The organism is Hoeflea algicola, assembly GCF_026619415.1.
Taxonomy (GTDB): domain Bacteria; phylum Pseudomonadota; class Alphaproteobacteria; order Rhizobiales; family Rhizobiaceae; genus Hoeflea; species Hoeflea algicola.
The window spans coordinates 597460-618951 of the sequence record NZ_JAOVZR010000001.1; the positions used below are offsets into that span (position 1 = coordinate 597460).

18 protein-coding genes and 2 pseudogenes are annotated in these 21492 nt (G+C 60.3%); 18 read left to right on the forward strand and 2 right to left on the reverse strand.

Annotated elements, in window-relative coordinates:
• Nucleotides 1-369 precede the first annotated feature (369 nt).
• Both OEG84_RS03025 and OEG84_RS03030 read left to right on the forward strand, forming a co-directional pair.
• On the forward strand, nt 370-756 hold the full coding sequence (locus tag OEG84_RS03025) for a nuclear transport factor 2 family protein (protein ID WP_267652362.1): 387 nt from the start codon (nt 370-372) through the stop codon (nt 754-756).
• Nucleotides 757-866: 110 nt separating this feature from the next.
• Nucleotides 867-1259: a cupin domain-containing protein gene (locus OEG84_RS03030; RefSeq protein WP_267652363.1), complete on the forward strand. Its 393-nt coding sequence runs from the start codon at nt 867-869 to the stop codon at nt 1257-1259.
• A 61-nt stretch (nt 1260-1320) separates the two neighbouring features.
• On the opposite strand, the gene OEG84_RS03035 is transcribed toward OEG84_RS03030, so the two are convergent.
• The gene (locus OEG84_RS03035; protein WP_267652364.1) at nt 1321-2745 is read right to left on the reverse strand and encodes an NCS1 family nucleobase:cation symporter-1; all 1425 of its coding nucleotides are present in this window, start codon (nt 2743-2745) and stop codon (nt 1321-1323) included.
• 160 nt (nt 2746-2905) lie between these two features.
• Here OEG84_RS03035 and OEG84_RS03040 point away from each other — a divergent pair, with 160 nt between their 5' ends.
• The 14 genes and pseudogenes from OEG84_RS03040 (at nt 2906) to lpxB (ending at nt 16954) form a co-directional block, all read left to right on the forward strand.
• Nucleotides 2906-3472, forward strand: a complete 567-nt coding sequence (locus OEG84_RS03040; protein WP_267652365.1) for a recombinase family protein — start codon at nt 2906-2908, stop codon at nt 3470-3472.
• Between the two features lie 273 nt (nt 3473-3745).
• Nucleotides 3746-4582: a 30S ribosomal protein S2 gene (gene rpsB / locus OEG84_RS03045; RefSeq protein WP_267652366.1), complete on the forward strand. Its 837-nt coding sequence runs from the start codon at nt 3746-3748 to the stop codon at nt 4580-4582.
• A gap of 154 nt (nt 4583-4736) precedes the next feature.
• Nucleotides 4737-5660, forward strand: coding sequence for a translation elongation factor Ts (gene tsf, locus OEG84_RS03050; RefSeq protein WP_267652367.1), 924 nt, complete (start codon nt 4737-4739; stop codon nt 5658-5660).
• Between the two features lie 95 nt (nt 5661-5755).
• Nucleotides 5756-6478 carry a UMP kinase gene (gene pyrH / locus OEG84_RS03055; RefSeq protein ID WP_267652368.1) on the forward strand — a complete coding sequence of 241 codons (723 nt, stop codon included), beginning with the start codon at nt 5756-5758 and terminating at the stop codon, nt 6476-6478.
• A gap of 65 nt (nt 6479-6543) precedes the next feature.
• A complete protein-coding gene (gene frr, locus OEG84_RS03060) occupies nt 6544-7104 on the forward strand; it encodes a ribosome recycling factor (protein WP_267652369.1) in 561 nt (186 codons plus the stop codon).
• A gap of 38 nt (nt 7105-7142) precedes the next feature.
• Nucleotides 7143-7886, forward strand: a complete 744-nt coding sequence (locus OEG84_RS03065; RefSeq protein ID WP_267652370.1) for an isoprenyl transferase — start codon at nt 7143-7145, stop codon at nt 7884-7886.
• Nucleotides 7886-8722, forward strand: a complete 837-nt coding sequence (locus tag OEG84_RS03070) for a phosphatidate cytidylyltransferase (protein WP_267652371.1) — start codon at nt 7886-7888, stop codon at nt 8720-8722. Before OEG84_RS03065 ends, OEG84_RS03070 begins: the two co-directional genes overlap by 1 nt.
• A gap of 76 nt (nt 8723-8798) precedes the next feature.
• Entirely contained in the window at nt 8799-9932 is a 1134-nt protein-coding gene (rseP, locus tag OEG84_RS03075) for an RIP metalloprotease RseP (protein WP_267652372.1), read from the forward strand.
• Between the two features lie 201 nt (nt 9933-10133).
• Nucleotides 10134-12494: an outer membrane protein assembly factor BamA gene (bamA, locus tag OEG84_RS03080; RefSeq protein WP_267652373.1), complete on the forward strand. Its 2361-nt coding sequence runs from the start codon at nt 10134-10136 to the stop codon at nt 12492-12494.
• Nucleotides 12495-12544: 50 nt separating this feature from the next.
• Nucleotides 12545-13609: a UDP-3-O-(3-hydroxymyristoyl)glucosamine N-acyltransferase gene (gene lpxD, locus OEG84_RS03085; protein ID WP_267652374.1), complete on the forward strand. Its 1065-nt coding sequence runs from the start codon at nt 12545-12547 to the stop codon at nt 13607-13609.
• A complete protein-coding gene (fabZ, locus tag OEG84_RS03090; protein WP_267656068.1) occupies nt 13609-14079 on the forward strand; it encodes a 3-hydroxyacyl-ACP dehydratase FabZ in 471 nt (156 codons plus the stop codon). Before lpxD ends, fabZ begins: the two co-directional genes overlap by 1 nt.
• 8 nt (nt 14080-14087) lie before the next feature.
• Nucleotides 14088-14906, forward strand: coding sequence for an acyl-ACP--UDP-N-acetylglucosamine O-acyltransferase (gene lpxA, locus OEG84_RS03095; RefSeq protein ID WP_425602889.1), 819 nt, complete (start codon nt 14088-14090; stop codon nt 14904-14906).
• Nucleotides 14907-14911: 5 nt separating this feature from the next.
• Complete coding sequence (locus OEG84_RS03100; RefSeq protein ID WP_267652376.1) at nt 14912-15796, forward strand: LpxI family protein; 885 nt, start codon at nt 14912-14914, stop codon at nt 15794-15796.
• Nucleotides 15793-16954 (forward strand): annotated as a pseudogene (gene lpxB / locus OEG84_RS03105) (lipid-A-disaccharide synthase). Before OEG84_RS03100 ends, lpxB begins: the two are co-directional and overlap by 4 nt.
• 110 nt (nt 16955-17064) lie before the next feature.
• On the opposite strand, the gene gltA reads toward lpxB, so the two are convergent.
• Nucleotides 17065-18354, reverse strand: a complete 1290-nt coding sequence (gene gltA / locus OEG84_RS03110) for a citrate synthase (protein ID WP_267652377.1) — start codon at nt 18352-18354, stop codon at nt 17065-17067.
• A gap of 646 nt (nt 18355-19000) precedes the next feature.
• Between gltA and OEG84_RS25445 the strand changes: the two are divergent.
• Together OEG84_RS25445 and OEG84_RS03125 are read left to right on the forward strand one after the other, a co-directional pair.
• Nucleotides 19001-19960: pseudogene (locus OEG84_RS25445) on the forward strand (ComEC/Rec2 family competence protein); the annotation flags it as partial.
• 139 nt (nt 19961-20099) lie between these two features.
• Nucleotides 20100-21200, forward strand: coding sequence for a ComEC/Rec2 family competence protein (locus OEG84_RS03125; protein WP_267652380.1), 1101 nt, complete (start codon nt 20100-20102; stop codon nt 21198-21200).
• Nucleotides 21201-21492 lie beyond the last annotated feature (292 nt).

The window sequence follows — 21492 nt, forward strand, 5'->3', positions numbered from 1 at the left end:
ACGAAAAGAAAGATCATCGAAATTCTCAATGACCGGAGAATAAAATTTGTCAGAAAACGAATGCCGTCGAGAACTTCCCGAAAAGATCAGCGCCGATGCAATCGCTCGCCAAGTTTTTCGGGCGCGCCACGCTACCAATACGACAGAGAAATTCTATTGGTGCAAGCAATAGGTGGCGCCAACGGGCTGGTGTGCGCCAGTACACACCCGTCGAAATTGCTAATCCGGCCTGTTGCCTGCACGCAGCACCTATTCCATAGGTGCGTCACGAGTTTATCCGGGAGGTCGCCGATTTGGCTGCCGTTTCACCCGTAGCGTCATGCGCCGGGCTGCGAAGGCCACCTCCGCAAAACCACAAAGGAACGCACCATGGCCACCGACGCCGGCAGCAACAAGCAAAACGCGATCGCGTTTTACGACATGATGTTCAACAAGTGCGAGCCGCGCGCGGCGATCGAGCAGTTCGCCGGCGACGACTATATCCAGCACAATCCCCATGTCGCCGACGGCAAGGAAGCCTTCATCGCCTATTTCGAACGGATGGCGAAGGAATTTCCGGGCAAGCTCACCCATTTCAAACGCGCCATCGCCGAAGACAATTTCGTCGTGCTGCATTGCCACCAGGTCTGGCCCGGCAGTGATGACTACGCCGGCATCGACATCTTCCGCTTCGATGACAACGGCAAGATCGTCGAGCATTGGGATGTGTTGCAAGTGATTGGCGATCACTCAGAGAACGGCAACGGCCTTTTCTGAGCAGACTTGAGTGTGAACCGGCAAAGGCTGTTTGTGATGTGTCTTTGAGTTTGTAGCTCTTTCCGAAATGGTGTTTTCTTGCTGCCTGGATCAGCAGCGGAGGCATGCCGATGGCGGAGACAATTATTCTCAGAAGCGGCGAGGGACGTTCTTACGATCTCGGGAAGATGACAGCGCTGTTCAAGGCCGACGAGGGCGAGACCGGTAGCCGCTACTGTGTTTCGGAATGGTGGATGGAGCCGGGGACGGAAGGCGTCGGCGCGCACAGCCACGAGGCCAATGACGAGGTGTTTTACGTGCTTGAAGGGGCGCCCGGCATTCTGATCGGTGAAGAGTGGCAGCAATTCGGTCCCGGCGATTTCATAAGGATCCCGGCCACCGTTACCCATGATTTCCGCAATCGCACCGATCGGCGCGCCGGTTTGCTCAATTTCTTCATCCCAGGGGGCTTTGAAAGCAGCATGCCGGCAATCGTCGATTGGTTCGACAAAAATCCCGACTGACGGCAATCAGAAAGGGGCGCCCACCGGACGCCCCCTTTGCAATTCATGTGATCTGTCTCGGCTATTTCTTGGTGACGAAGAAATAGACCAGGCCACCCAGTGCTGCGCCGATCACCCAGGAGAACCCGGACAGGAACTCCAGCGCCGGCAGCCAGACGGTTGCGACTGAAAATATCGAAGTCAGCGCAAAGGCGATCAGGGCCCGCTTGTTCCAGCCATTATCATAGAAATACGCGCCGTTCGGATCGGTCGAAAACAGCTTCTGGACGTCAAGTTTGCCGTTCTTGATCATGTAATAGTCGACAATCATGATGCCGTAGACCGGGGCCAGGATCGCGCCGAGCGTATTGACGAAATTGAAGATGCCGATCTGACTGATGACCGAGACCCACAACCCGCCGATGACCAGCGCAAAGCCCGAGGTGATCAATCCGCCAATGCGGAAACTGATCTTGCTCGGGTAGAGGTTGGCAAGGTCGTAGGCCGGCGGGATGAAGTTTGCCACCAGATTGATCCCCACCGTCGCGGCAAAGAACATAAGTGCCGCAAGCACCGTCAGCGGTAACGAATCGACCCGGGCAATGATGTCGGTGGGGTTGGTCAGCGCCTCACCCCAGATGGCCACGGTGCCGGCAGTCACGATCAACGCGATGGCTGAGAAGAAGGCGATGTTGAGCGGAAGACCGGTAAAATTGCCTTTCTTCATTTCTCCCTGGGTTTTCACGAACCGTGAAAAGTCGCCGTAATTGATCACAACGGCGGCGAAATAGGCAATCATCGTGCCGACGATGGCGAGAAACGCCGTAAACGAGCTGCCCTCATAGCTGCCCGTGCCCTGGAAGATCGTTCCCAGTTCCGAAAACAGCCCGTTGCCGGCCTTCCACCAGATGATGCCGGCAAGCAGGATCATCACCGCATAGACAAACGGGCCTGCAAAATTGAGAAATTTGGTGATCCACTCGATGCCGTTCCAGAACAGCCAGATCTGGAACACCCAGACCATCAGGAAGGCAATACAGTCGAGCCCGCCCATACCAAGGAACATGGCGTCACCCGAAGCGCCGAACAGTGCCTTGAGCAATAGAGCTACCGCCGTGGAGGCGAAATAGGTTTGTGCACCATACCAGAAGATCGCCACGATGGCGCGCAGCACAGCGGGAAGATTGGCGCCCCTAATGCCCATGCTGGAGCGCGCCATAACCGGAAAGGGAATGCCGTATTTGACGCTCGGCTCACCCATCAGATTGACCAGCCACATGACGAATATGCCGGCAACCATGATCGCCGCAAACACCGTCCAGCCATTCAGGCCAAAGGTCAAAAACAGCGACGCAGCCAGCGTATAGCCGAACAGGCTTTGGACATCATTGGCCCAGACGTTGAAAATCTCGAACCACCCCCAGGTTCTGTCCTTCATCGCAATCGGCTTCAGGTCTTCATTATAAAGGCTTGGATCGTGATTCTTGATCACCAGGTCCTCAGTCATGCTATTCCCCCTCCAATCAATATTGACGTGTCGGCCATGCCGGGTATGAAAATTTACAATAGATTAACAGTCGTGCATTATGCCGTGCATAATACCGTCATTAATGCCGTGCAAAATGTCAACCGAAATCATCTCGGGTACTGAGCAACGAGGAGTAGATGTGAAAATAGGATACGCACGGGTGTCAACGAAATGGTATCAAAGCAAAGTTCAGCTGGCCCAGTTGGAAGGGCAGGGTTGTGCCAAGGTCTGGAGCGAGGAAAATTTCTCGCACGACGGCCCGGATGACGGCTTCGAGAGGTTTCTCGCCGAAGTCTCGCCCGGTGATACGGTGGTCACAACTCGCTTGGCCTCGCTGGCCGACTCGGCACCGGATCTGTTGCGCCTGCTCGAGAAAATTCACCGCAAGGGCGCCTATTTCCGTTCTCTCGCCGAACCCTGGGCCGACACCACGTCGGAGGGCGGAGACCGGGTCATCGAGACCGTCCGCGGCCTGATCGAGTTCGAGATCGCCGTTGCCGACGTCAAGAGCCGCGACGACCAGGACCGGCCGAAAACCTTTGGTGTCTCCGCCGGTCGCCCGCAAAAACTCTCCAATCATCAGAAGCAGAAGGCGCTGTCGCTGCTCAAGGTCGGCAAGTCCGCGGCCGCCATCGGTCGCATGCTCGGCGTCAGCCGCTCAACCATATCCCGACTGAAGAGCGAAAAAGCCGCAGCGACCGAGTAGCGGTCGCCGCGGCTGCAAGGTGCATCGCGCGGCTCCAGTCCGTGGTGTCGCCGCGATAAAGAGGCTGTCGGGGCTTGGCCATGGCCCCGCGAACCGGGCGGCAATCGGCACATTTGAGCCGCGCCACCCTTGCATAATATTTTGATAGTCTGTAAGCGACGCCTATTCCACACGTGGGGCATGGGTTGGTTCGGGAGAAATCCGGATCGGTCCGCCGGTGGCGCTTTGCGCTCACGCCCTGCGGAGGTTCAACCGGAAACAGGAGTAATAGGCATGGCATTGCCGGAATTTTCCATGCGCCAGCTGCTTGAAGCAGGCGTCCACTTCGGTCACCAGACTCACCGCTGGAACCCGAAGATGAAGCCGTACATTTTTGGCGCGCGCAACAACCTTCACATTCTCGATCTCGGCCAGACTGTGCCGCTGATGTCGCAGGCCCTCAAACTGGTCTCCGACACAGTGTCCAAGGGCGGCCGCGTGCTGTTCGTTGGCACCAAGCGCCAGGCTTCCGAAATCGTTGCCGATGCAGCTTCGCGTTCGGCTCAGTACTACGTCAACGCCCGTTGGCTCGGCGGCATGCTGACCAACTGGAAGACGATCTCGCATTCGATCCAGCGTCTGCGCAAGCTCGACGAGATCCTTGCACAGGAAGCTTCGGGCTTCACCAAGAAGGAACGCCTCAACCTTGAGCGCGAGCGTGAAAAGCTCAACCGCGCTTTGGGCGGTATTCGCGACATGGGCGGCACCCCCGACCTGATGTTCGTGATCGACACCAACAAGGAAGGCATTGCCATCCAGGAAGCCAAGCGTCTTGGCATTCCGGTTGTTGCGATCATCGATTCCAACTGCGATCCCGACGTTGTCGATTACCCGATCCCGGGCAATGATGATGCTTCGCGTGCCATTTCGCTCTATTGCGATCTGATCAGCCGCGCCTGCATCGACGGCATTGCCCGTCAGCAGGGTGCCTCCGGTGTCGATCTCGGCGCCATGGATGCCCCGGTTGAGCCGGCGCTTGAAGCAGCCCCTGAAGCTGCTGCAGTTGAAGCTGCTCCTGCGGAAGCCGCACCGGCCGAAGCTGCACCGGCAGAAGAAGCCGCAAAGGCCTGATTCCGGGTTTCGGACAAAACCGGCCCGGCCAAGCCACAGTGCTTTGCCGGGCTGTCATGTTTTATTGGCATGGTTGACATGCTGTCGGGCGATCCCGCGCTTCCGTGAGCCAATCCGGCCGGACCGGGCGTCAATCTAGAATGAAGAGGCTAAGATGAGCATTACCGCTGCAATGGTAAAAGAGCTGCGCGACAAGACCGGCGCCGGCATGATGGACTGCAAGAAGGCATTGGCTGAAACCAATGGCGACATGGAAGCCGCTGTTGACTGGCTGCGCGCCAAGGGCATCGCCAAGGCTGACAAGAAATCCGGCCGCACCGCTGCCGAAGGCCTGATCGCCGTTGCATCCGAGGGCAATTCCGCGGTTGCCGTCGAAGTCAATTCGGAAACCGATTTCGTGGCCCGCAATGATGGCTTTCAGGAACTGGCCCGCTCGATCGCTAGCGTCGCCTTGACCACCGATGGCAACGCCGAATCGGTCAGTGCCGCAACCGTTGCGTCGACCGGCAAGTCGGTCGTCGACACAGTCAAGGACGCCATCGCCCATATCGGCGAAAACATGAGCTTCCGCCGCTCGGCCAAGCTGTCGGTCGATAATGGCGTGGTCTCGACCTACGTCCATAACGCCGTCGCCGATGGCCTCGGCAAGCTCGGCGTGCTCGTTGCTGTCCGTTCGACTGGCAAGCCTGAAGCGTTGGAAGCAATCGGCCGTCAGGTCGCCATGCACATCGCCGCCACCAACCCGCTTGCGCTGACCTCCGATGATGTCGACAAGGTCATCGCCGACCGCGAACGCGCCGTCTTCATCGAACAGGCGCGCGAATCGGGCAAGCCGGACAACATCATCGAAAAGATGGTTGAAGGCCGTATGCGCAAGTTCTTCGAGGAAGTTGCGTTGATGTCCCAGGCTTTTGTCATCAATCCTGACCAGACCGTTGCCGAAGCCGTCAAGGCTGCTGAAGCCGATGCCGGCGCACCCGTCGAAATCGCCGGTTTCGTCCGCTTCCAGCTGGGCGAAGGTATCGAAAAGGAAGAAAGCGACTTCGCAGCCGAGGTTGCTGCTGTCGCCAAGGGCTGATCCTCATCCCATTGTCGAAAAAACCGCTAGGGCATCGCGTGACAACGCGATGCCCTTCGTGTATCCGGGCCTGACACAGAAATTCGGACTTTTCCATGACATCCAAGCCCCTGTTCAAACGCGTCCTCCTCAAAGCATCCGGCGAGGCCCTCATGGGCGAGCAGGGATTTGGAATTGACGTCGCCGTGGTCGACAGGATCGCCGACGACATCGCCGAAGTTCGCGCCATGGGCGTCGAGGTTGGTGTCGTGGTTGGCGGCGGCAACATCTTCCGCGGCGTCGCTGTCGCCTCCAAGGGCGGCGATCGGGTCACCGGCGACCACATGGGCATGCTGGCAACCGTCATCAACGCACTGGCGTTGGCAACATCGCTGCGCAAGCTGGGGATCGACACCGAGGTGCTCTCGGCTATCTCGATGCCGGAGATCTGCCAGAGCTTTTCCCAGCGTGCAGCCCTGCATCATCTGCAGAAGGGCCGCGTTGTGATCTTTGCCGGCGGCACCGGCAATCCGTTCTTCACCACCGACTCCGCCGCAGCCCTGCGGGCCGCCGAAATGGGTGCCGAGGCCATTCTCAAGGGCACCCAGGTCGATGGCATCTATTCAGCCGATCCCAAGAAGGTTCCCGACGCCACCCGTTTTGACAGCCTGACCCACGACGAGGTCCTCAACAAGGGCCTCGCGGTAATGGATGTCGCCGCAGTTGCCCTGGCGCGTGAAAACCGGATCCCGATCGTGGTCTTCTCGATCCACGAGGCCGGCGCCTTTGCCAAGATTATGACAGGCGGAGGGCGGGCGACCATCGTTCGCGATCATTGAAGCGTGAGCCGCGCACCCTGCGCTCCGTGTAAACACAGCAGCATCGACTGCAGGAAGGACTAGCGATGAGTGAAGGCGCTGACATGAAGGAACTTAAACGTCGCATGGAGGGGGCAATTGCCGCGTTCAAGAGCGACATTGCCTCGTTGCGCACCGGCCGGGCCTCGGCCAATGTGCTCGATCCGGTGATGGTTGAAGCCTACGGCTCGCGCGTGCCGCTTAACCAGGTGGCCAACGTCACCGTGCCGGAAGCACGGATGCTTGGTGTCTCGGTCTGGGACAAGCAGATGGTCGGCGCAGTCGACCGTGGCATCCGCGAGGCCAATCTCGGCCTCAACCCGATCGTCGATGGCACCAATCTGCGCATCCCGTTGCCCGAACTCAACGAAGAGCGCCGCAAGCATCTGGTCAAGGTGTCCCACACCTATGCAGAGAACGCCCGCGTCGCCATCCGCAACGTTCGTCGCGATGGCATGGACTCACTCAAGAAGGCGGAAAAAGACGGCGACATCAGCCAGGATGACAGCCGGCGCGATTCCGATCTGGTGCAGAAACTGACCGATGAGACGATCAATGAGATCGACCGCTTGCTGGTCGAGAAAGAAAAGGAAATCATGCAGGTTTAGGCGTGACTCGCGTTACAAGTCGATTAAAGGCCAAAACAATGCAATCCGATCGAGCAGCAAAGACCCCGAGGCATGTTGCCATCATCATGGACGGCAACGGCCGCTGGGCAAACGCGCGCGGGTTACCGCGAACAGCCGGCCACCGCGCCGGGGTCGAGCGGGTCCGCGAGGCGGTCCGCACTGCGCATGAGGCCAAGATCGAATTTTTGACGCTGTTTGCCTTTTCCTCGGAGAACTGGAACCGCCCGAAGCAGGAAGTTTCCGACCTGATGGGCATCCTGCGCTTCTTTATCCACAAGGATCTGGCGGAACTGCACCGCGAGAATGTTCGCGTCCGGGTGATCGGCTGCCGGGAGACCGTCCAGTCCGATATCCGCAAGCTGCTCGACGAGGCTGAGGAACGCACCCGCGAAAATACCGGCGTGACCTTGATCATCGCCTTCAATTACGGCGCCCGCGATGAACTCGTGCGCGCCGTGCGCACGATCGCAGAGGCCGTGAGTGCGGGAAATCTTGATCCGGCGTCGATTGATGAGCACACCGTCTCAGACACGGTCGATACCGCCGGCATTCCCGATCCGGATCTGGTGATTCGCACCAGCGGCGAACAGCGGCTATCCAATTTCCTTTTGTGGCAGGCTGCCTATTCGGAACTGGTGTTCATCCCCTGTCTTTGGCCGGATTTCGACCGCAAGGCCTTTTACGAAGCGCTCAATGAATATGCGCACAGGGATCGCCGTTTCGGCACGGTTTCCGCACCTGATATCGCGGTGGGGTCGTGATGTCGTCCGAACTGCGGCTGCGCATCATTTCTGGCGTAATCCTTGCGCTGTTGGTGCTGACGGCGACATGGGCAGGCGGCATCTGGTTCCGGGCGCTGGCGGTGCTCATCATGGTGCTGATCCATTATGAGTTCTCGACGATGGTCGATGCGCCGGTCAAGGCGCCGCTCGCCAATGCCATCGGCTGGTTGGCAATTCTGGCTACGGCCTTGTTTATCTTCGTTCTTCTGCCGTCGATGGCGTTGGCAGCAATTGTAATCGGCGCCGCCGGTGCGGCCTTTGCCGGGCTTAAGCGCGGCGCCGGTCTGTGGTCGGCGACCGCAATTGTCTACGCCGGACTATCCGGGTTGGCGCTGGCCGAAATTCGCGGCGAGGGGCTGTTCGGCCTGTTTGCCATGCTGTTCGTGTTCGCCATCGTCTGGGCCACCGATATCCTTGCCTATTTCTGCGGCCGCGCGCTCGGCGGGCCGAAGCTGGCGCCGCGCATATCGCCGGGCAAGACCTGGTCGGGCGCAATCTTCGGTGCTGCCGCCGGGGTTGCCGCCGGAATCGGCGTTGCCATGGCGGTGCGTCAGGGTGGCGGTTGGATGATTCCGCTGGTGGCGTTGACGTTGGCGGTGGCCTCGGAAGCCGGTGACCTGTTCGAATCATGGGTCAAGCGGCGCTTCGGCGCCAAGGATTCCAGCCACCTCATTCCCGGCCATGGCGGCGTCATGGATCGGGTCGATGGCCTTGTCTTTGCCGCATTTGCAGCCTTCTTGATCGGCAATCTGCTGCCGCTGGCCGACCGCGCCGGCGTGGCTGATGAGCTTGCCGCAAGGTTGCTGGGCCTATAGTCGAGACTCATAAAGCCGCGCCACGCGGAACAATACCGGCGCGCCTCTGTCTGCGTCCTGAAAGGATCCGAATCCCATGGAATTCCTGACCTCATCGGTTGGAAACATCCTCAGCGCCCTGCCGCCGTTTCTGCTGGTGCTGACGATCGCCGTGTTCTTTCACGAATTGGGGCACTATCTCGTCGGCCGTTGGTGCGGGATCAAGGCCGAGACCTTCTCGATCGGTTTCGGCCCCGAACTCATTGGCCGCACCGACCGGCACGGCACCCACTGGAAGCTGTCGCTGATCCCGCTTGGTGGCTACGTCAAGTTCCTGGGCGATGAGAACGCAACCAGCCTGCCCAGCGGTGCCGGTGCTGCAGACTTGAACACCGACGATCGGGCGCACGCCTTTCCCACCGCGGCCTTGTGGCGACGCGCGGCCACGGTGGCCGCTGGCCCTGTCGCCAATTTCATTCTCGCGATTGCGATCTTTGCCGTCAGCTTCGGCATCAATGGCCGGATGGTTGCCGATCCGGTGGTGGCCCAGGTTCAGCCCGCAAGTGCTGCCGAGGCCGCTGGGGTTTTGCCCGGTGACCGGTTTGTGGCGATCGACGGTGTGACCGTCGATATTTTCGACGACGTCCAGCGCTATGTCAGCGTTCGCCCAGGCGTGCCGATCACCATTACCATGGACCGCCAGGGTGAAAACGTCGACCTCACGCTGACGCCGGTTCGCACCGAGATCTCCGACAATTTCGGCAACAAGATGGAGGTCGGCCGTATCGGCGTGATCACCAACAATGATGCCGGTAATTTCCGCGTCCGCGAATACGGGCCGCTTGAGGCTGTGGGCGAGGGGGCAGCACAAAGCTGGTACATCGTCACCCGCACAGTCGGCTATATCGGCAACATCATTACCGGCCGGGAAAAGGCAGATCAGCTTGGCGGACCGATTCGGGTCGCCAAATACTCCAAGGACATGTCGACACTCGGTATTGCCGCGCTGATCCAGCTTGCCGCCGTGTTGTCGGTCTCCATCGGTCTGCTCAATCTGATGCCGATCCCGATGCTCGACGGCGGTCATCTGGTGTTCTACGCAATAGAGGCGGTACGCGGCCGTCCGGCTGGCGAGAGGGCGCAGGAATGGGCCTATCGCCTCGGTTTGACCCTTGTGCTGGCGCTGATGCTGTTCGCGACCTGGAATGATGTGTCGATGTTGATTGGTTGATATGGGGGGGCAAGCCGTGCTAACGGGTTGTTAACCTTGAAAGTGCTGAGACGTGGCGATTTGGCCACGCCTGTCGGCGAAGTAAATAGAAATTAACTCCGTCCCTTGCTTGTGTATGAAAAGCGGGTAAAACGGGCGCTAGTCATGACTCACGATGCGTGCTCCGTTTGGGGCATTCGAGTAAAAAAGGTAAGTAGATCAATGAAAACCGGTTCAAATCTGTTGAACGCTGTCTCTGCGGTTGCGCTGAGTGCGGGGATCATTGTGGCAGGCGCGGGCGCTGTGACGCTTGCCGGTGTTACGGTAGCAGAAGCAGCGGTTGTTAACCGCATTGAAGTCCGCGGCAATTCCCGCGTTGACGCATCCACTGTTCGTGGCAACCTGACGATCAGCACCGGCTCGCGGTTTGACAACAACGACATCGACGAGTCGGTCAAGCGGCTGTTTGCCACCGGGCTGTTCTCCGACGTGCGCATCAGCGTCTCGGGTTCGACCCTGATCGTCGCCGTGGACGAAAACCAGATCATCAATCAGGTGGTTTTCAACGGCAACAAGAAGCTCAAGGACGCCGCCCTCAAGCAGGTCGTCCAGAGCCGCCAGCTCGGCGCTTATAACGACGCCATCCTGGAAGCCGATGTTCAGTCGATCCGCGATGCCTATTCGGCCATCGGTCGTTCCGATGCAGTCGTGACCACCCGGCTGGTTCCGGTTGATGGTGGCCGCGTCAATCTCGCTTTTGAAATCAACGAGGGCGACCGCACCAAGATTTCCGCGATCAATTTTGTCGGCAACCAGGCCTTTGGCGACGGACGTCTTGCCGATGTAATTACCACCAAGCGCTCGGGCATGCTGTCGTTCCTGTCGCGCAAGGATGTCTACGACGAAAACAAGCTTCGTGCCGATGAGGAATTACTGCGCCGGTTCTACTACAACCGTGGTTACGCCGATTTCCGCGTCATCTCGTCGTTTGCCGAGCTTGACGAATCCAGCAACGAGTACGTCGTCTCCATCACGGTGGAAGAAGGCGAACGCTATGTGTTCGGTGATGTCAGCATCGAAAGCACGGTTCCCGGCATCGACAGCGATTCGCTCAGAGGCCTGATCGAAACCCGTTCCGGATCGGTCTACAGCGCCAAGGACGTCGAGGACACGATCCTGGCGATTTCCGACCGCGTTGCGACTCAGGGCTATCCCTTCGCTCAGATCACCCCGCGCGGCGATCGCGATTTCAACAATCGCACGATCTCTGTGGTGTATCTGGTTGATGAAGGCACTCGGGCCTATGTCGAGCGGATCGAAATCCGCGGCAACACTCGGACCCGTGACTACGTGATCCGTCGCGAATTCGACCTGTCTGAAGGCGATGCCTTCAACCAGGTTCTGGTGCGTCGCGCCAAGAAGCGCCTCGAAGATCTGAAGTTCTTCTCCTCGGTCGAGATCTCTACCCAGCCGGGCTCGCAGCCAGACCGCGTGGTTCTGATTGTTGACGTGAAGGATCAGGCTACCGGCGAATTCGGCGTCGGCGGCGGTTACTCCAACAATGATGGCTTCACCGCTACCGTTGACATCACCGAGCGCAACTTCCTCGGTCGCGGACAGTTCATCCGTGGTTCGGTTGGCGGTGGCGAGGACTCGCGCGAATACAGCCTGTCCTTTACCGAGCCCTATTTCCTTGGCTACCGCCTCGCAGCCGGCTTCGATATCTTCAAAACCACCGACTCGAGCTACACCGGCTTCGAAGAAGAAAAGCAGGGCATCAACCTGCGCATCGGCGCGCCGATCACCGAGGAACTCTATTTTTCGACGGCGTTCAAATATACGCAGACCAAATATAACGACTTCACCGCCACATCGGTGATTTCAAATCCGGAACGCGCTGTCATCAACCGCACGGTTGCAAATGGTGGGCACGATACCGCAGCATTGTCTTACACGCTGTCCTACAGCACGCTGGATGACAGCGCCTTGCCGCGCGAGGGAATTTCGGCTCGCCTCACTCAGGAATATGCCGGGTTTGGTGCTGATTCCGACTACATCAAGTCCACCGCCAAGGTGAATTACTTCCACATGCTCTCCGAGGCCGGCGACGTCATCGGTCAGGTGTCAGCGGGCGCGGGTCACGTCATGTCGACGGGTAGCACCAATCTGGACGTGTTCGATCACCTGTTCCTCGGTCAGGAAACCATTCGTGGCTTCGACACCCGTGGTATCGGCCCGCGTGTCTTCAATGGCGGCACGGATGTAGGTGCTGCTGGCGGCACCACATATTTCAACGGCACGGTCGAGGCCTCGGCGCCGATGCCGCTGGTCTCACGTGATCTCGGCCTGCGCTTCAATGTCTTCGCCGATGCGGCGACGCTCTATGGCAATGACATTGCGGCTGCTGACTTCGGTGGTCAGACCCTGGTTGGCAACAACATGGACTGGCGCGCTTCGGTTGGCGTCGGTATCACCTGGGCTTCGCCCTTCGGTCCGCTGCGCGTCTATTATGCCGAGCCGGTGGTCAAGGAAAGCTACGACGACCTCAAGAAGTTCGGCTTTGGCGCTTCCACGCGCTTCTGATTTGACACGGGTGGCGGCAACGTCACCCGGTCTTCGCATTCGGTCTCTTTATGGACACAACCCGTTTCTTTCCCCCGCATGAAGGCATCACGCTTTCAGACCTCGCCGGTCTTTGCGGTGCGGAACTTGCTGACCCCGCATTTGCTGATCGCCGGGTGAGCGGGCTTGCCCCGATTTCGCGTGCGGGAAATTCTGAAATAACTTTCTTGACGTCGCGCAAGTCTTTGCCGCAATTGCGTGAATCGCACGCTGGTGCGGTCTTTGTTCCCTCCCGATTTGTCAATGAAGTGCCGGTCGGCGTTGCTGCGCTGATAGCAGCGGCACCGCAAACCGCCTTTGCCATCGCCGGTTCGGCGCTGGTGCCTGCGGCGATGACGGCGTCGCGTTTGACAGGCGAGACTGGCGTGGCATCAGGCGCCATTGTTGACCCGTCTGCCCGACTTGAGAATGACGTGATCGTTGAAACCGGCGCGATTGTCGGCGCCGGTGCGGAAATCGGCCGCGGCACGGTTATCGCCGCTGGCGCCGCCATTGGTCCGGGCTGCAGAATCGGGCGCGACTGCCACATTGCCCATGGTGCCACGGTTCAGCACACGTTGATCGGCAACAACGTCATCCTTCATCCCGGCGTGCGCATCGGCCAGGACGGATTTGGCTATGCGCCCGGTCCGCGCGGACTGGTCAAGGTGCCCCAGATTGGCCGCGTCATCATTCAGGATCAGGTCGAAATTGGCGCCAATACCACAATCGACCGGGGTGCGCTCGATGACACCGTCATCGGTGAGGGCACCAAGATCGACAATCAGGTTCAGATTGGCCACAATGTCCGGATAGGTCGTCACTGCGTGCTGGTGGCCAAGGTTGCAGTCGCCGGCAGCACAACGATTGGAAACGGCGTCATGATTGGTGGCGCTGCAGGAATTGGCGGACATCTGACAATCGGTGACGGCGTCCAACTGGCCGCATTGAGCGGCGTGGCGTGTGATGTGCCGGCCGGTGCACGTTGGGGCGGACAACCGGCGCGGCCGATGCGCGGGTTCCTGCGCGACGCAGCCGATGCCAATGCCCGCGCCTTTGGCAAGGCAAAAGTGAAGAAAAGCGGAGAGGATCAATGATGCAGGCCGCGACGAAAACGCTCGAAATAGCCGATATCCAGGAAATCATGCGGCTGTTGCCGCACCGTTACCCGTTTTTGCTGGTCGACCGGATCATTGACATCGATGCCGACAATTCCGCCATCGGCATCAAGAACGTCACCGCCAGCGAACCGCACTTTACCGGTCACTTTCCGGGCAACCCGATCATGCCCGGTGTTTTGATTGTCGAAGGCATGGCCCAGACTGCCGGTGCGATCTGCGCCAAGGCAACGGGTGGCGGCAAGAATCTGGTTTATTTCATGACCATCGATAATGCCAAATTCCGAAAGCCGGTTGTGCCTGGTGACCGGCTGGAATATCACGTCACCAAGATCAAGCAGCGCGGCAACATCTGGCGGTTCCATTGCGAAGCAATGGTTGATGGCCAAAAGGCCGCTGAAGCTGATATCGGGGCCATGCTGGCTCCTGGAGAAAGCGAGTCCGAATGATAACGCCAGTGCCTGCCGCCCTGCATCCGGCCCGCATCCATCCCTCTTCGATCGTCGAGGACGGCGCGCAACTCGGCCGCAATGTCGAGATCGGTCCGTTCTGCCATATAGGTGCCAAGGTCAGACTGGGCGACAATGTCCGGATCATGAGCCATGTCGTCATTCTCGGCTCCACCAGCATTGGTGACAACACCGAGGTGTTTCCCAATGCCGTGCTCGGCTGCGCCCCGCAGAACATCCATTACAAGGGCGAGGACACCGAACTCGTCATCGGCAGTTCCTGCACTATCCGCGAAGGCGTGACCATGCATCCGGGCATGCCCGACTTCGGCGGAAAGACCACGATCGGCGACAACTCGCTGTTTCTCGCCTATTCCCACGTAGCCCATGACTGCCATGTCGGCGATCATGTCATTCTGTCCAACAATGTGATGCTGGCGGGCCATGTTACGGTCGGTGATCGGGTGATCATGGGCGGTGGTGCTGCTGTGCACCAGTTCACCCGGGTCGGCCATCACGCCTTCATCGGTGGTCTGGCTGCGGTCAGCAACGATGTCATTCCTTATGGCATGCTCAACGGTAATCCCGGCGTGCTGATGGGGCTCAACATCATCGGCATGCAGCGCTCCGGTTTCGACCGCAAGGCCATTCACGCCGTGCGGCGGGCTTACAAGACCATCTTCGATTCCAATACGCCGATTCGCGAGAACATCGCCCAGGTGCGTGAGCAGACCGACAAGAACGCCGCCGTGGCCGATATCATCGCGTTCATCGATGCCGAGAGCGAGCGCGCATTGTCGTCTCCGGCTCGGGGCCAGCGGGGCTGAACTAGATGGTCGATGCGGCTGCCGTGCCGTTAATCAAAGCGCGGTTGGCAATCCTGGCTGGCAGAGGACGTTTCCCCGTTCTAGTCTCGACTTCAGCCCGTGAAATCGGCCATGATCCATTCATCGTCGCAATCGATGGCGAGGCCGATCAGGATTGGTCGGGCTTTGATCATTGTGTGCTGCGCATCGGAGATGTTGCCGGTCTATCGGCGCTGATCCGGCGCGAGAAGATTGGGACGTTGGTGCTGGCTGGCGGCATCGACAGACGTCCCCGAATTCGTGATCTTCGGCCGACCTGGCAATCGCTGGCGGCTGCGCCCTCGCTGTTGCGCACGCTTTTGTCGGCGGGTGACGACCAGATGCTGCGTGCAGCCATTGGTGTGCTTGAGCGGCAGGGCGTGACAGTGGTCGGCGCCCAGGTGGTGGCGCCGGGCTTGCTGGGCCATGCCGGCCCCTTGGGAAAGCTCGGCCCCAAACCCTCCGACCAGGCCGACATCGCCGCTGCCGAGCAAGCCGCGCTGGCGCTTGGCCGGCTTGATGTCGGGCAGGGAGCGGTTGCGGTTGGCGGACGGGTAATTGCGCTCGAAGGCCTCGAAGGCACCGACTTGATGCTTGAACGGGTGGCGGCCTTGCGCACGGCGGGCAGGTTGCCGCGCAGCAACGGCGGTGTGCTGGTCAAGATGTGCAAGCCGGATCAGGACGAACGCGCCGACCTTCCCTCGATCGGCCCCGATACGGTCACCAACGCCCATGCCGCCGGCCTCAATGGCATCGCCATAGAAGCGGAACGCGCACTGGTGCTCGAGCGCGACCTGCTGGTGGCTGAGGCTGACCGGCTGGGGCTGTTCGTTACCGGTCTCCGATCTGACGATAAGAGGCGCACGCAATGAGCGCGCTGAAACTGGCGGTGGTTGCCGGTGAACCTTCCGGAGATACGCTTGGCGCCGATCTGGTTCGTGCGCTTGCGGTTGAAACCGGAGAGCAACCCGAACTGATAGGCGTTGGCGGCGACAAGCTGATCGCCGAAGGCCTGACGTCGCTGTTTGACTACAGCGAATTGTCCATCATCGGCATTTCCGCGGTGCTCGGGCGTTTGCCGAAACTGATCCGGCGAGATCGGCCAGACCGCAGACGCCATCATCGCCGCCAGACCCGATTGCCTGCTCATTATCGACAGTCCGGATTTCAGCCACCGGGTCGCCCGCAAGGTTCGCAAGGCCTTGCCGGATCTCAAGATTGTCAATTATGTCTGCCCCACGGTATGGGCCTGGAAGCCCGAACGGGCGCCGGCAATGCGGGCCTATGTCGATCACGTCCTGTCGATCTTTCCGTTTGAAGCCGATATCGTCAGCAAACTGGGCGGCCCGCCGCTGACCTATGTCGGCCACCGGCTGACAGATGATCCGGGACTGCTCGCCGCTCGCCAGGCGCAGCTTGCGCGGCGGCAATCCGAAACCGAGGACATCCCGCCGATGTGCCTGATTCTGCCCGGTTCACGGCGCAGCGAAGTGGCCCGCCTCGGCGACGTGTTTGGTGTTGCCGCGAAGCAGCTGTCCCTGCTCAACCCCGACATGACCTTCGTGCTTGTCGCCGGGGCCCATGTCGAACGCGAGATCCGTGACAAGGTGCTCGACTGGGACGTTAACTGCAAGGTCGTCACCGGCGAGGCAGCGAAATGGGAAGCGTTCGGTCGTGCCGATGTGGCGATCGCCGCCTCGGGAACCGTGTTGCTCGAACTGGCGCTCGCCGGCGTGCCGCACATGTCGTCCTACAAGCTTGACCCGGTCTCCCGGATGGTTATCAGCATGATCATCACCTGGACCGGGGCGCTGCCCAACATGATCGCCGGCCATGTCGTGGTCTCCGAATATTACGACAAGCATGTGCAGCCTGAGCGGTTGGCGCGCGAAGCCGACCAATTGGCGCGTGACACGCTGCATCGCACCGCGATGCTGGCAGATTTCGATCTCGTCTGGTCGCGCATGCAGACCCCGGAGCCTGCTTCTGGCCGGGCCGCCAGAACGCTTTTGTCGGTCATCGGCCGCTGATCCAGTCGCAGGTCGCCACAGCAGCGCCGCCGTACTTTCAAATCACAGAATCAAAAAGGCGCCCGAGGGAGGGCACCTTTTTGATCGGTAGAACTGGTGTAGGCGCGGTCTTAGCGCTTGGACACCGGCACATAATCGCGTGAGGCTTCGCCGGTATAGAGCTGGCGCGGACGGCCGATGCGCTGACCCGGATCCTCGATCATTTCGCTCCACTGGGCGATCCAGCCGACGGTGCGGGCAAGTGCAAACAGCACCGTAAACATGGTGGTCGGGAAGCCCAGCGCCTTCAGCGTGATGCCCGAATAGAAGTCGATGTTCGGGTAGAGCTTCTTTTCAATGAAATAGCTGTCGGTGAGCGCGATTCGCTCCAGTTCCATCGCCACTTCCAGCATCGGATCGTCCTTGATGCCGAGTTCGCCGAGCACTTCATGGCAGGTCTTCTGCATGATCTTGGCGCGCGGATCGTAGTTCTTGTAGACCCGGTGGCCAAAGCCCATCAGCCGGAACGGATCGTCCTTGTCCTTGGCGCGGGCGACATATTCGGGAATCTTGTCGACAGTACCGATTTCGGCCAGCATGGTCAGTGCCGCTTCGTTGGCACCGCCATGAGCGGGCCCCCACAGGCAGGCGATGCCGGCGGCGATGCAGGCAAACGGATTGGCGCCCGAAGAACCGGCAAGCCTGACCGTCGAGGTCGAGGCGTTCTGCTCATGGTCGGCATGCAGGATGAAGATCCGGTCCATGGCGCGTGCCAACACTGGATTGACCTCATAGTCCTCGCACGGCACGGCAAAGCACATCCGCAGGAAGTTCGACGCATAGTCGAGATCGTTGGTTGGATAAACGAACGGCTGGCCGATATGATATTTGTAGGCCATCGCTGCCAGTGTCGGCATCTTGGCAATCATCCGCATCGAGGCGACCATGCGCTGATGCGGATCGGTGATGTCAGTTGAATCGTGATAAAATGCAGACAGCGCGCCGACGCAGCCGCACATGACAGCCATCGGGTGGGCATCGCGACGGAACCCGGTGAAGAACCGGCTCATCTGCTCATGCACCATGGTGTGGCGCGTTACGCGATAATCGAAATCTGCCTTCTGGGTGGCTGTGGGCAATTCACCATAAAGCAGCAGGTAGCAGACTTCGAGGAAGTCGCCGTGTTCGGCCAGCTGGTCGATCGGGTAGCCACGGTGCAGCAGCACGCCTTCATCGCCATCGATGAAGGTGATCTTGGATTCGCAAGATGCGGTGGAGGTAAAGCCAGGATCGTAGGTGAACGCTCCGGTTTGCTTGTACAGCGCGCCGATATCGACGACCTTTGGACCGATTGTTCCGACCTTGATCGGAAGTTCGACCTCGTTTCCGTCCATTGTTAGTTTCGCGTTCTTGTCTGCCATGGCATGTCCTTCCACAAATGCAGGCGTCCCGGCGCTTGTCCGACGCCTTGGATGACCGTCCCGGTTTAGCTATATGATTTCCGGGACCCTGCCAAGCTATGCGCAAGGCTAATTGTGCATCGCCGCATTAGAGTGCCAAGCTGTCCACCCGATCCGATGACCCAATCTAACACGTTGGAATTGCCCGTGAAAAGCGGCATATCAGTTGCGGATTGTGTGGCTCGCCATGGAATTTGGTAGTCACGCACGCGGCGTGCCATTTATGGTGGCAATTGCACCAAATACGCGTGTATTGTGTTGCGCTTGTAGCGGGGCGTGCACAATGCGGCCAAAACGCACAGAATTGGCTAACGGACTGGAGGACGGGATCAATTTTCCGTCATCCTCCGCGCTGCAGCGCCCTGATGGAGTTACTGATTTTCAACGGCTGCCGCCGCGTCTCACCGAGCGCACGGCCCTTACCGCACTGGGTTTTCGGGCCCGGTTCGGGGCGGCCGTCCTATCCGCCAACGCTGCGGAAACGGGGCGTGGATTGGTGTTTTTGCTTGTCCCGGTGATGATGGGGTTGGGCGCCGGCTTGTTCTACATGGCACCCGAAAACCCGCCGGCTCTCCCCCTTGCCACAGGCTTCCTGTCATTTCTGCTGATGGCCCTGATCACCCGTGCCGGCCACCCGAACGCTGCCTGCATTGCCGGCCTTGCGGCGGCGGCTTTTGCCGGTTCGCTGGCAGCCACCGTCGAGCTGCATGGCACCGGGCCGCTGCTCGATTCGGATGTGACGACCGAGGTCACCGGCCGCGTCGAAGCGCGTGATTTCGATGCGGGCGGCAGGGTGCGCTACCTGATCAGGCTTACCGGCACCGCCGATCCACTGATCCGCCGGCCGCCACGGCGGGTCAGGTTGGTCGCGCGATCGCCGCACAGCCCGCTACCGGTGGGAAGCCTGATCAGCGGCCGGGCACGCCTTTCTGCGCCGTCCGGGCCGGTCTTGCCCGGCGGCTATGATTTTGCTTTCGGCGCCTTTGTGAATGGCATCGGCGCGCACGGCTTTTTCTACCGGGCGCCACGGGCGGTTCCCGCCGCACCGGCAAGCCCCGGCTTGGCCGAAGCAGCAAAATTCCAATTGCGGCAACTCCGCGAACATGTCTCAGCGCGCATCCGCTCGCTTCTGCCAGGTGATCCGGGCGGCATCGGTGCGGCGCTTACAGTCTCCGACCGGCTCGGCATCAGCCAGACCACGGTCGACGCGCTGCGTGCAACCGGCCTGGCTCACATTTTGGCAATTTCTGGCCTGCACATGGCGCTTGCCGCCGGCACGCTGTTCGTCGGGTTGAGAATGGGGCTGGCGCTGTTTCCCGGGCTGGTCGAAGCCTGGCCGGTCAAAAAGGCAGCCGCCATTGGCGCCATGCTGACCGCAACCGCTTACCTGTTGATTTCGGGCGGCAGCGTGCCGACATTGCGTGCCTGGATCATGCTAATTGTCATGCTGGTCGCAGTTCTCGCCGACCGGCCGGCACTGACCATGCGCAATGTCGCGCTGGCCGCAATCCTGATCATCCTGATCTCGCCATCTGCCGTGGTTGGCCCCGGTTTCCAGATGTCGTTTGCGGCAACCGCAGCGCTGGTCTCCGCCTATGCCGCGCTGACCGGCCGAAGACGAACGCGCGAGATCGGGCGGCAACAGCGCCCACCGCTTCTTCAAACCGCCGGAGTGGCTGGCCCGGATTGTCCGGGGGCTGATCGGCTTGGCGATCACTTCGCTGGTTGCAGGCCTCGCCACTGGTCTGTTCTCGGCGCATCATTTCAACCGGGTGGCGGGAAACGGCTTGCTCGCCAACATGCTCGCCATGCCGCTGGTGACTTTCGTGGTCATGCCCTCAGGCCTGGTCGCCATGCTGACCATGCCGTTCGGGCTCGACGCCTGGCCGCTGCAACTGATGGGGTTGGGGTTGCGCGGCGTTATCGCCGTCGCCCGCTATGTCGACGCATTCGGCGGCGATCTGCTGATCGGTCAGATCCCGCTGCACGCCACCGTTGCGGCAGGCGCTGGGTTGATCGTACTGGTCATGCTGCGCAGCCGACTGCGGCTTGCGGGCACCGCGCTGATCGCCGCAGGCGCCGTGCTGGCGTTACCACCGCTGGCGCCGCGGGCTCCCGATATTCTGGTCAGCGAGGATGGCCGCCTGATTGGCCTGAACACCCCCGATGGTCTTGCCAGCAACGCCGCACGCCCTTCGGAGTTCACCTTCCGGCAATGGCAGACCGCTCTGCGCGGTCCGCAGCACCTGCCGCCAGTGCCCCACAGCACCGCTTTGATCGCCACAGCCACCGAGCCCGAAACACAGGCGGCCCATGAAATGCAGGCAAAAATTCTCGATCCGCTGATGGCCGCTGCCGCAGACCAGCCCTCCCGGTTTCAGTGCGCAAGTCGGGGAGTCTGCGCCGCGATTTACAAGCAGGCGACAATCATCGCCATTGACCGCGCCGAACTGATCGGCCCGGCTTGTGACCGCGCCGATCTGGTGATCGTCGCCACCCCTGTTTATATGAGCGCCTGCCGCTCCGGCGCGACGCTGGTCACATCGCGCAGCTTGCGTCGCAGCGGCGCCCTGGCGATTCGCATCCTCAATGTCGATCCACCAGGGTCGCCGCCGGGGATCGGTGCCAGTGCTGCCACCAGGGTAGCTTCACAGGCCGTGCGTGGATCCGGTGGTATCGGCGCTCGCGGCCGTGCTCCCAGAAAACGTCCGGTATTTGACATCGAGGCAGCCCTTGAGGGGGTCGTCAGGCCGTGGACAGTTCAGCGCTATTATGACTGGCGGACGCAAAGCTATGATTTGCCGTAATAGGCGGCTCGAACCCACATCGCGCAAAACCGGGCAGCGGTTCCGAGATAACGAATTTCTCAAGTTAATCCCGGTCCGGTCTGAGGTGCGGCCTTCAGTCGACCACGCGAACAGGCAATAAAAACAGACCGCAGCAGCAGATGCCGGCGCCATACTGTCTGGGTCCGTACCAAGGCGCCAGAATTGTCTTTCGTCCACCCGCTCATGACAGCGGCCCGGAAATCCGAGGGGATATCCGGGCCGCTTTCGTCTCAAGTCTTACCGCGCGGTTTGCGCGTCCGGCCGTTCAGCC

Bases quoted from the DNA above. Each gene is read 5' to 3' on its own strand.
- OEG84_RS03025 (WP_267652362.1), top strand. From the start codon at position 370: ATGGCCACCGACGCCGGCAGCAACAAGCAAAACGCGATCGCGTTTTAC.
- OEG84_RS03030 (WP_267652363.1), top strand. From the start codon at position 867: ATGGCGGAGACAATTATTCTCAGAAGCGGCGAGGGACGTTCTTACGAT.
- OEG84_RS03035 (WP_267652364.1), bottom strand. From the start codon at position 2,745: ATGACTGAGGACCTGGTGATCAAGAATCACGATCCAAGCCTTTATAAT.
- rpsB (WP_267652366.1), top strand. From the start codon at position 3,746: ATGGCATTGCCGGAATTTTCCATGCGCCAGCTGCTTGAAGCAGGCGTC.
- tsf (WP_267652367.1), top strand. From the start codon at position 4,737: ATGAGCATTACCGCTGCAATGGTAAAAGAGCTGCGCGACAAGACCGGC.
- pyrH (WP_267652368.1), top strand. From the start codon at position 5,756: ATGACATCCAAGCCCCTGTTCAAACGCGTCCTCCTCAAAGCATCCGGC.
- frr (WP_267652369.1), top strand. From the start codon at position 6,544: ATGAGTGAAGGCGCTGACATGAAGGAACTTAAACGTCGCATGGAGGGG.
- OEG84_RS03065 (WP_267652370.1), top strand. From the start codon at position 7,143: ATGCAATCCGATCGAGCAGCAAAGACCCCGAGGCATGTTGCCATCATC.
- OEG84_RS03070 (WP_267652371.1), top strand. From the start codon at position 7,886: ATGTCGTCCGAACTGCGGCTGCGCATCATTTCTGGCGTAATCCTTGCG.
- rseP (WP_267652372.1), top strand. From the start codon at position 8,799: ATGGAATTCCTGACCTCATCGGTTGGAAACATCCTCAGCGCCCTGCCG.
- bamA (WP_267652373.1), top strand. From the start codon at position 10,134: ATGAAAACCGGTTCAAATCTGTTGAACGCTGTCTCTGCGGTTGCGCTG.
- lpxD (WP_267652374.1), top strand. From the start codon at position 12,545: ATGGACACAACCCGTTTCTTTCCCCCGCATGAAGGCATCACGCTTTCA.
- fabZ (WP_267656068.1), top strand. From the start codon at position 13,609: ATGCAGGCCGCGACGAAAACGCTCGAAATAGCCGATATCCAGGAAATC.
- OEG84_RS03100 (WP_267652376.1), top strand. From the start codon at position 14,912: ATGGTCGATGCGGCTGCCGTGCCGTTAATCAAAGCGCGGTTGGCAATC.
- gltA (WP_267652377.1), bottom strand. From the start codon at position 18,354: ATGGCAGACAAGAACGCGAAACTAACAATGGACGGAAACGAGGTCGAA.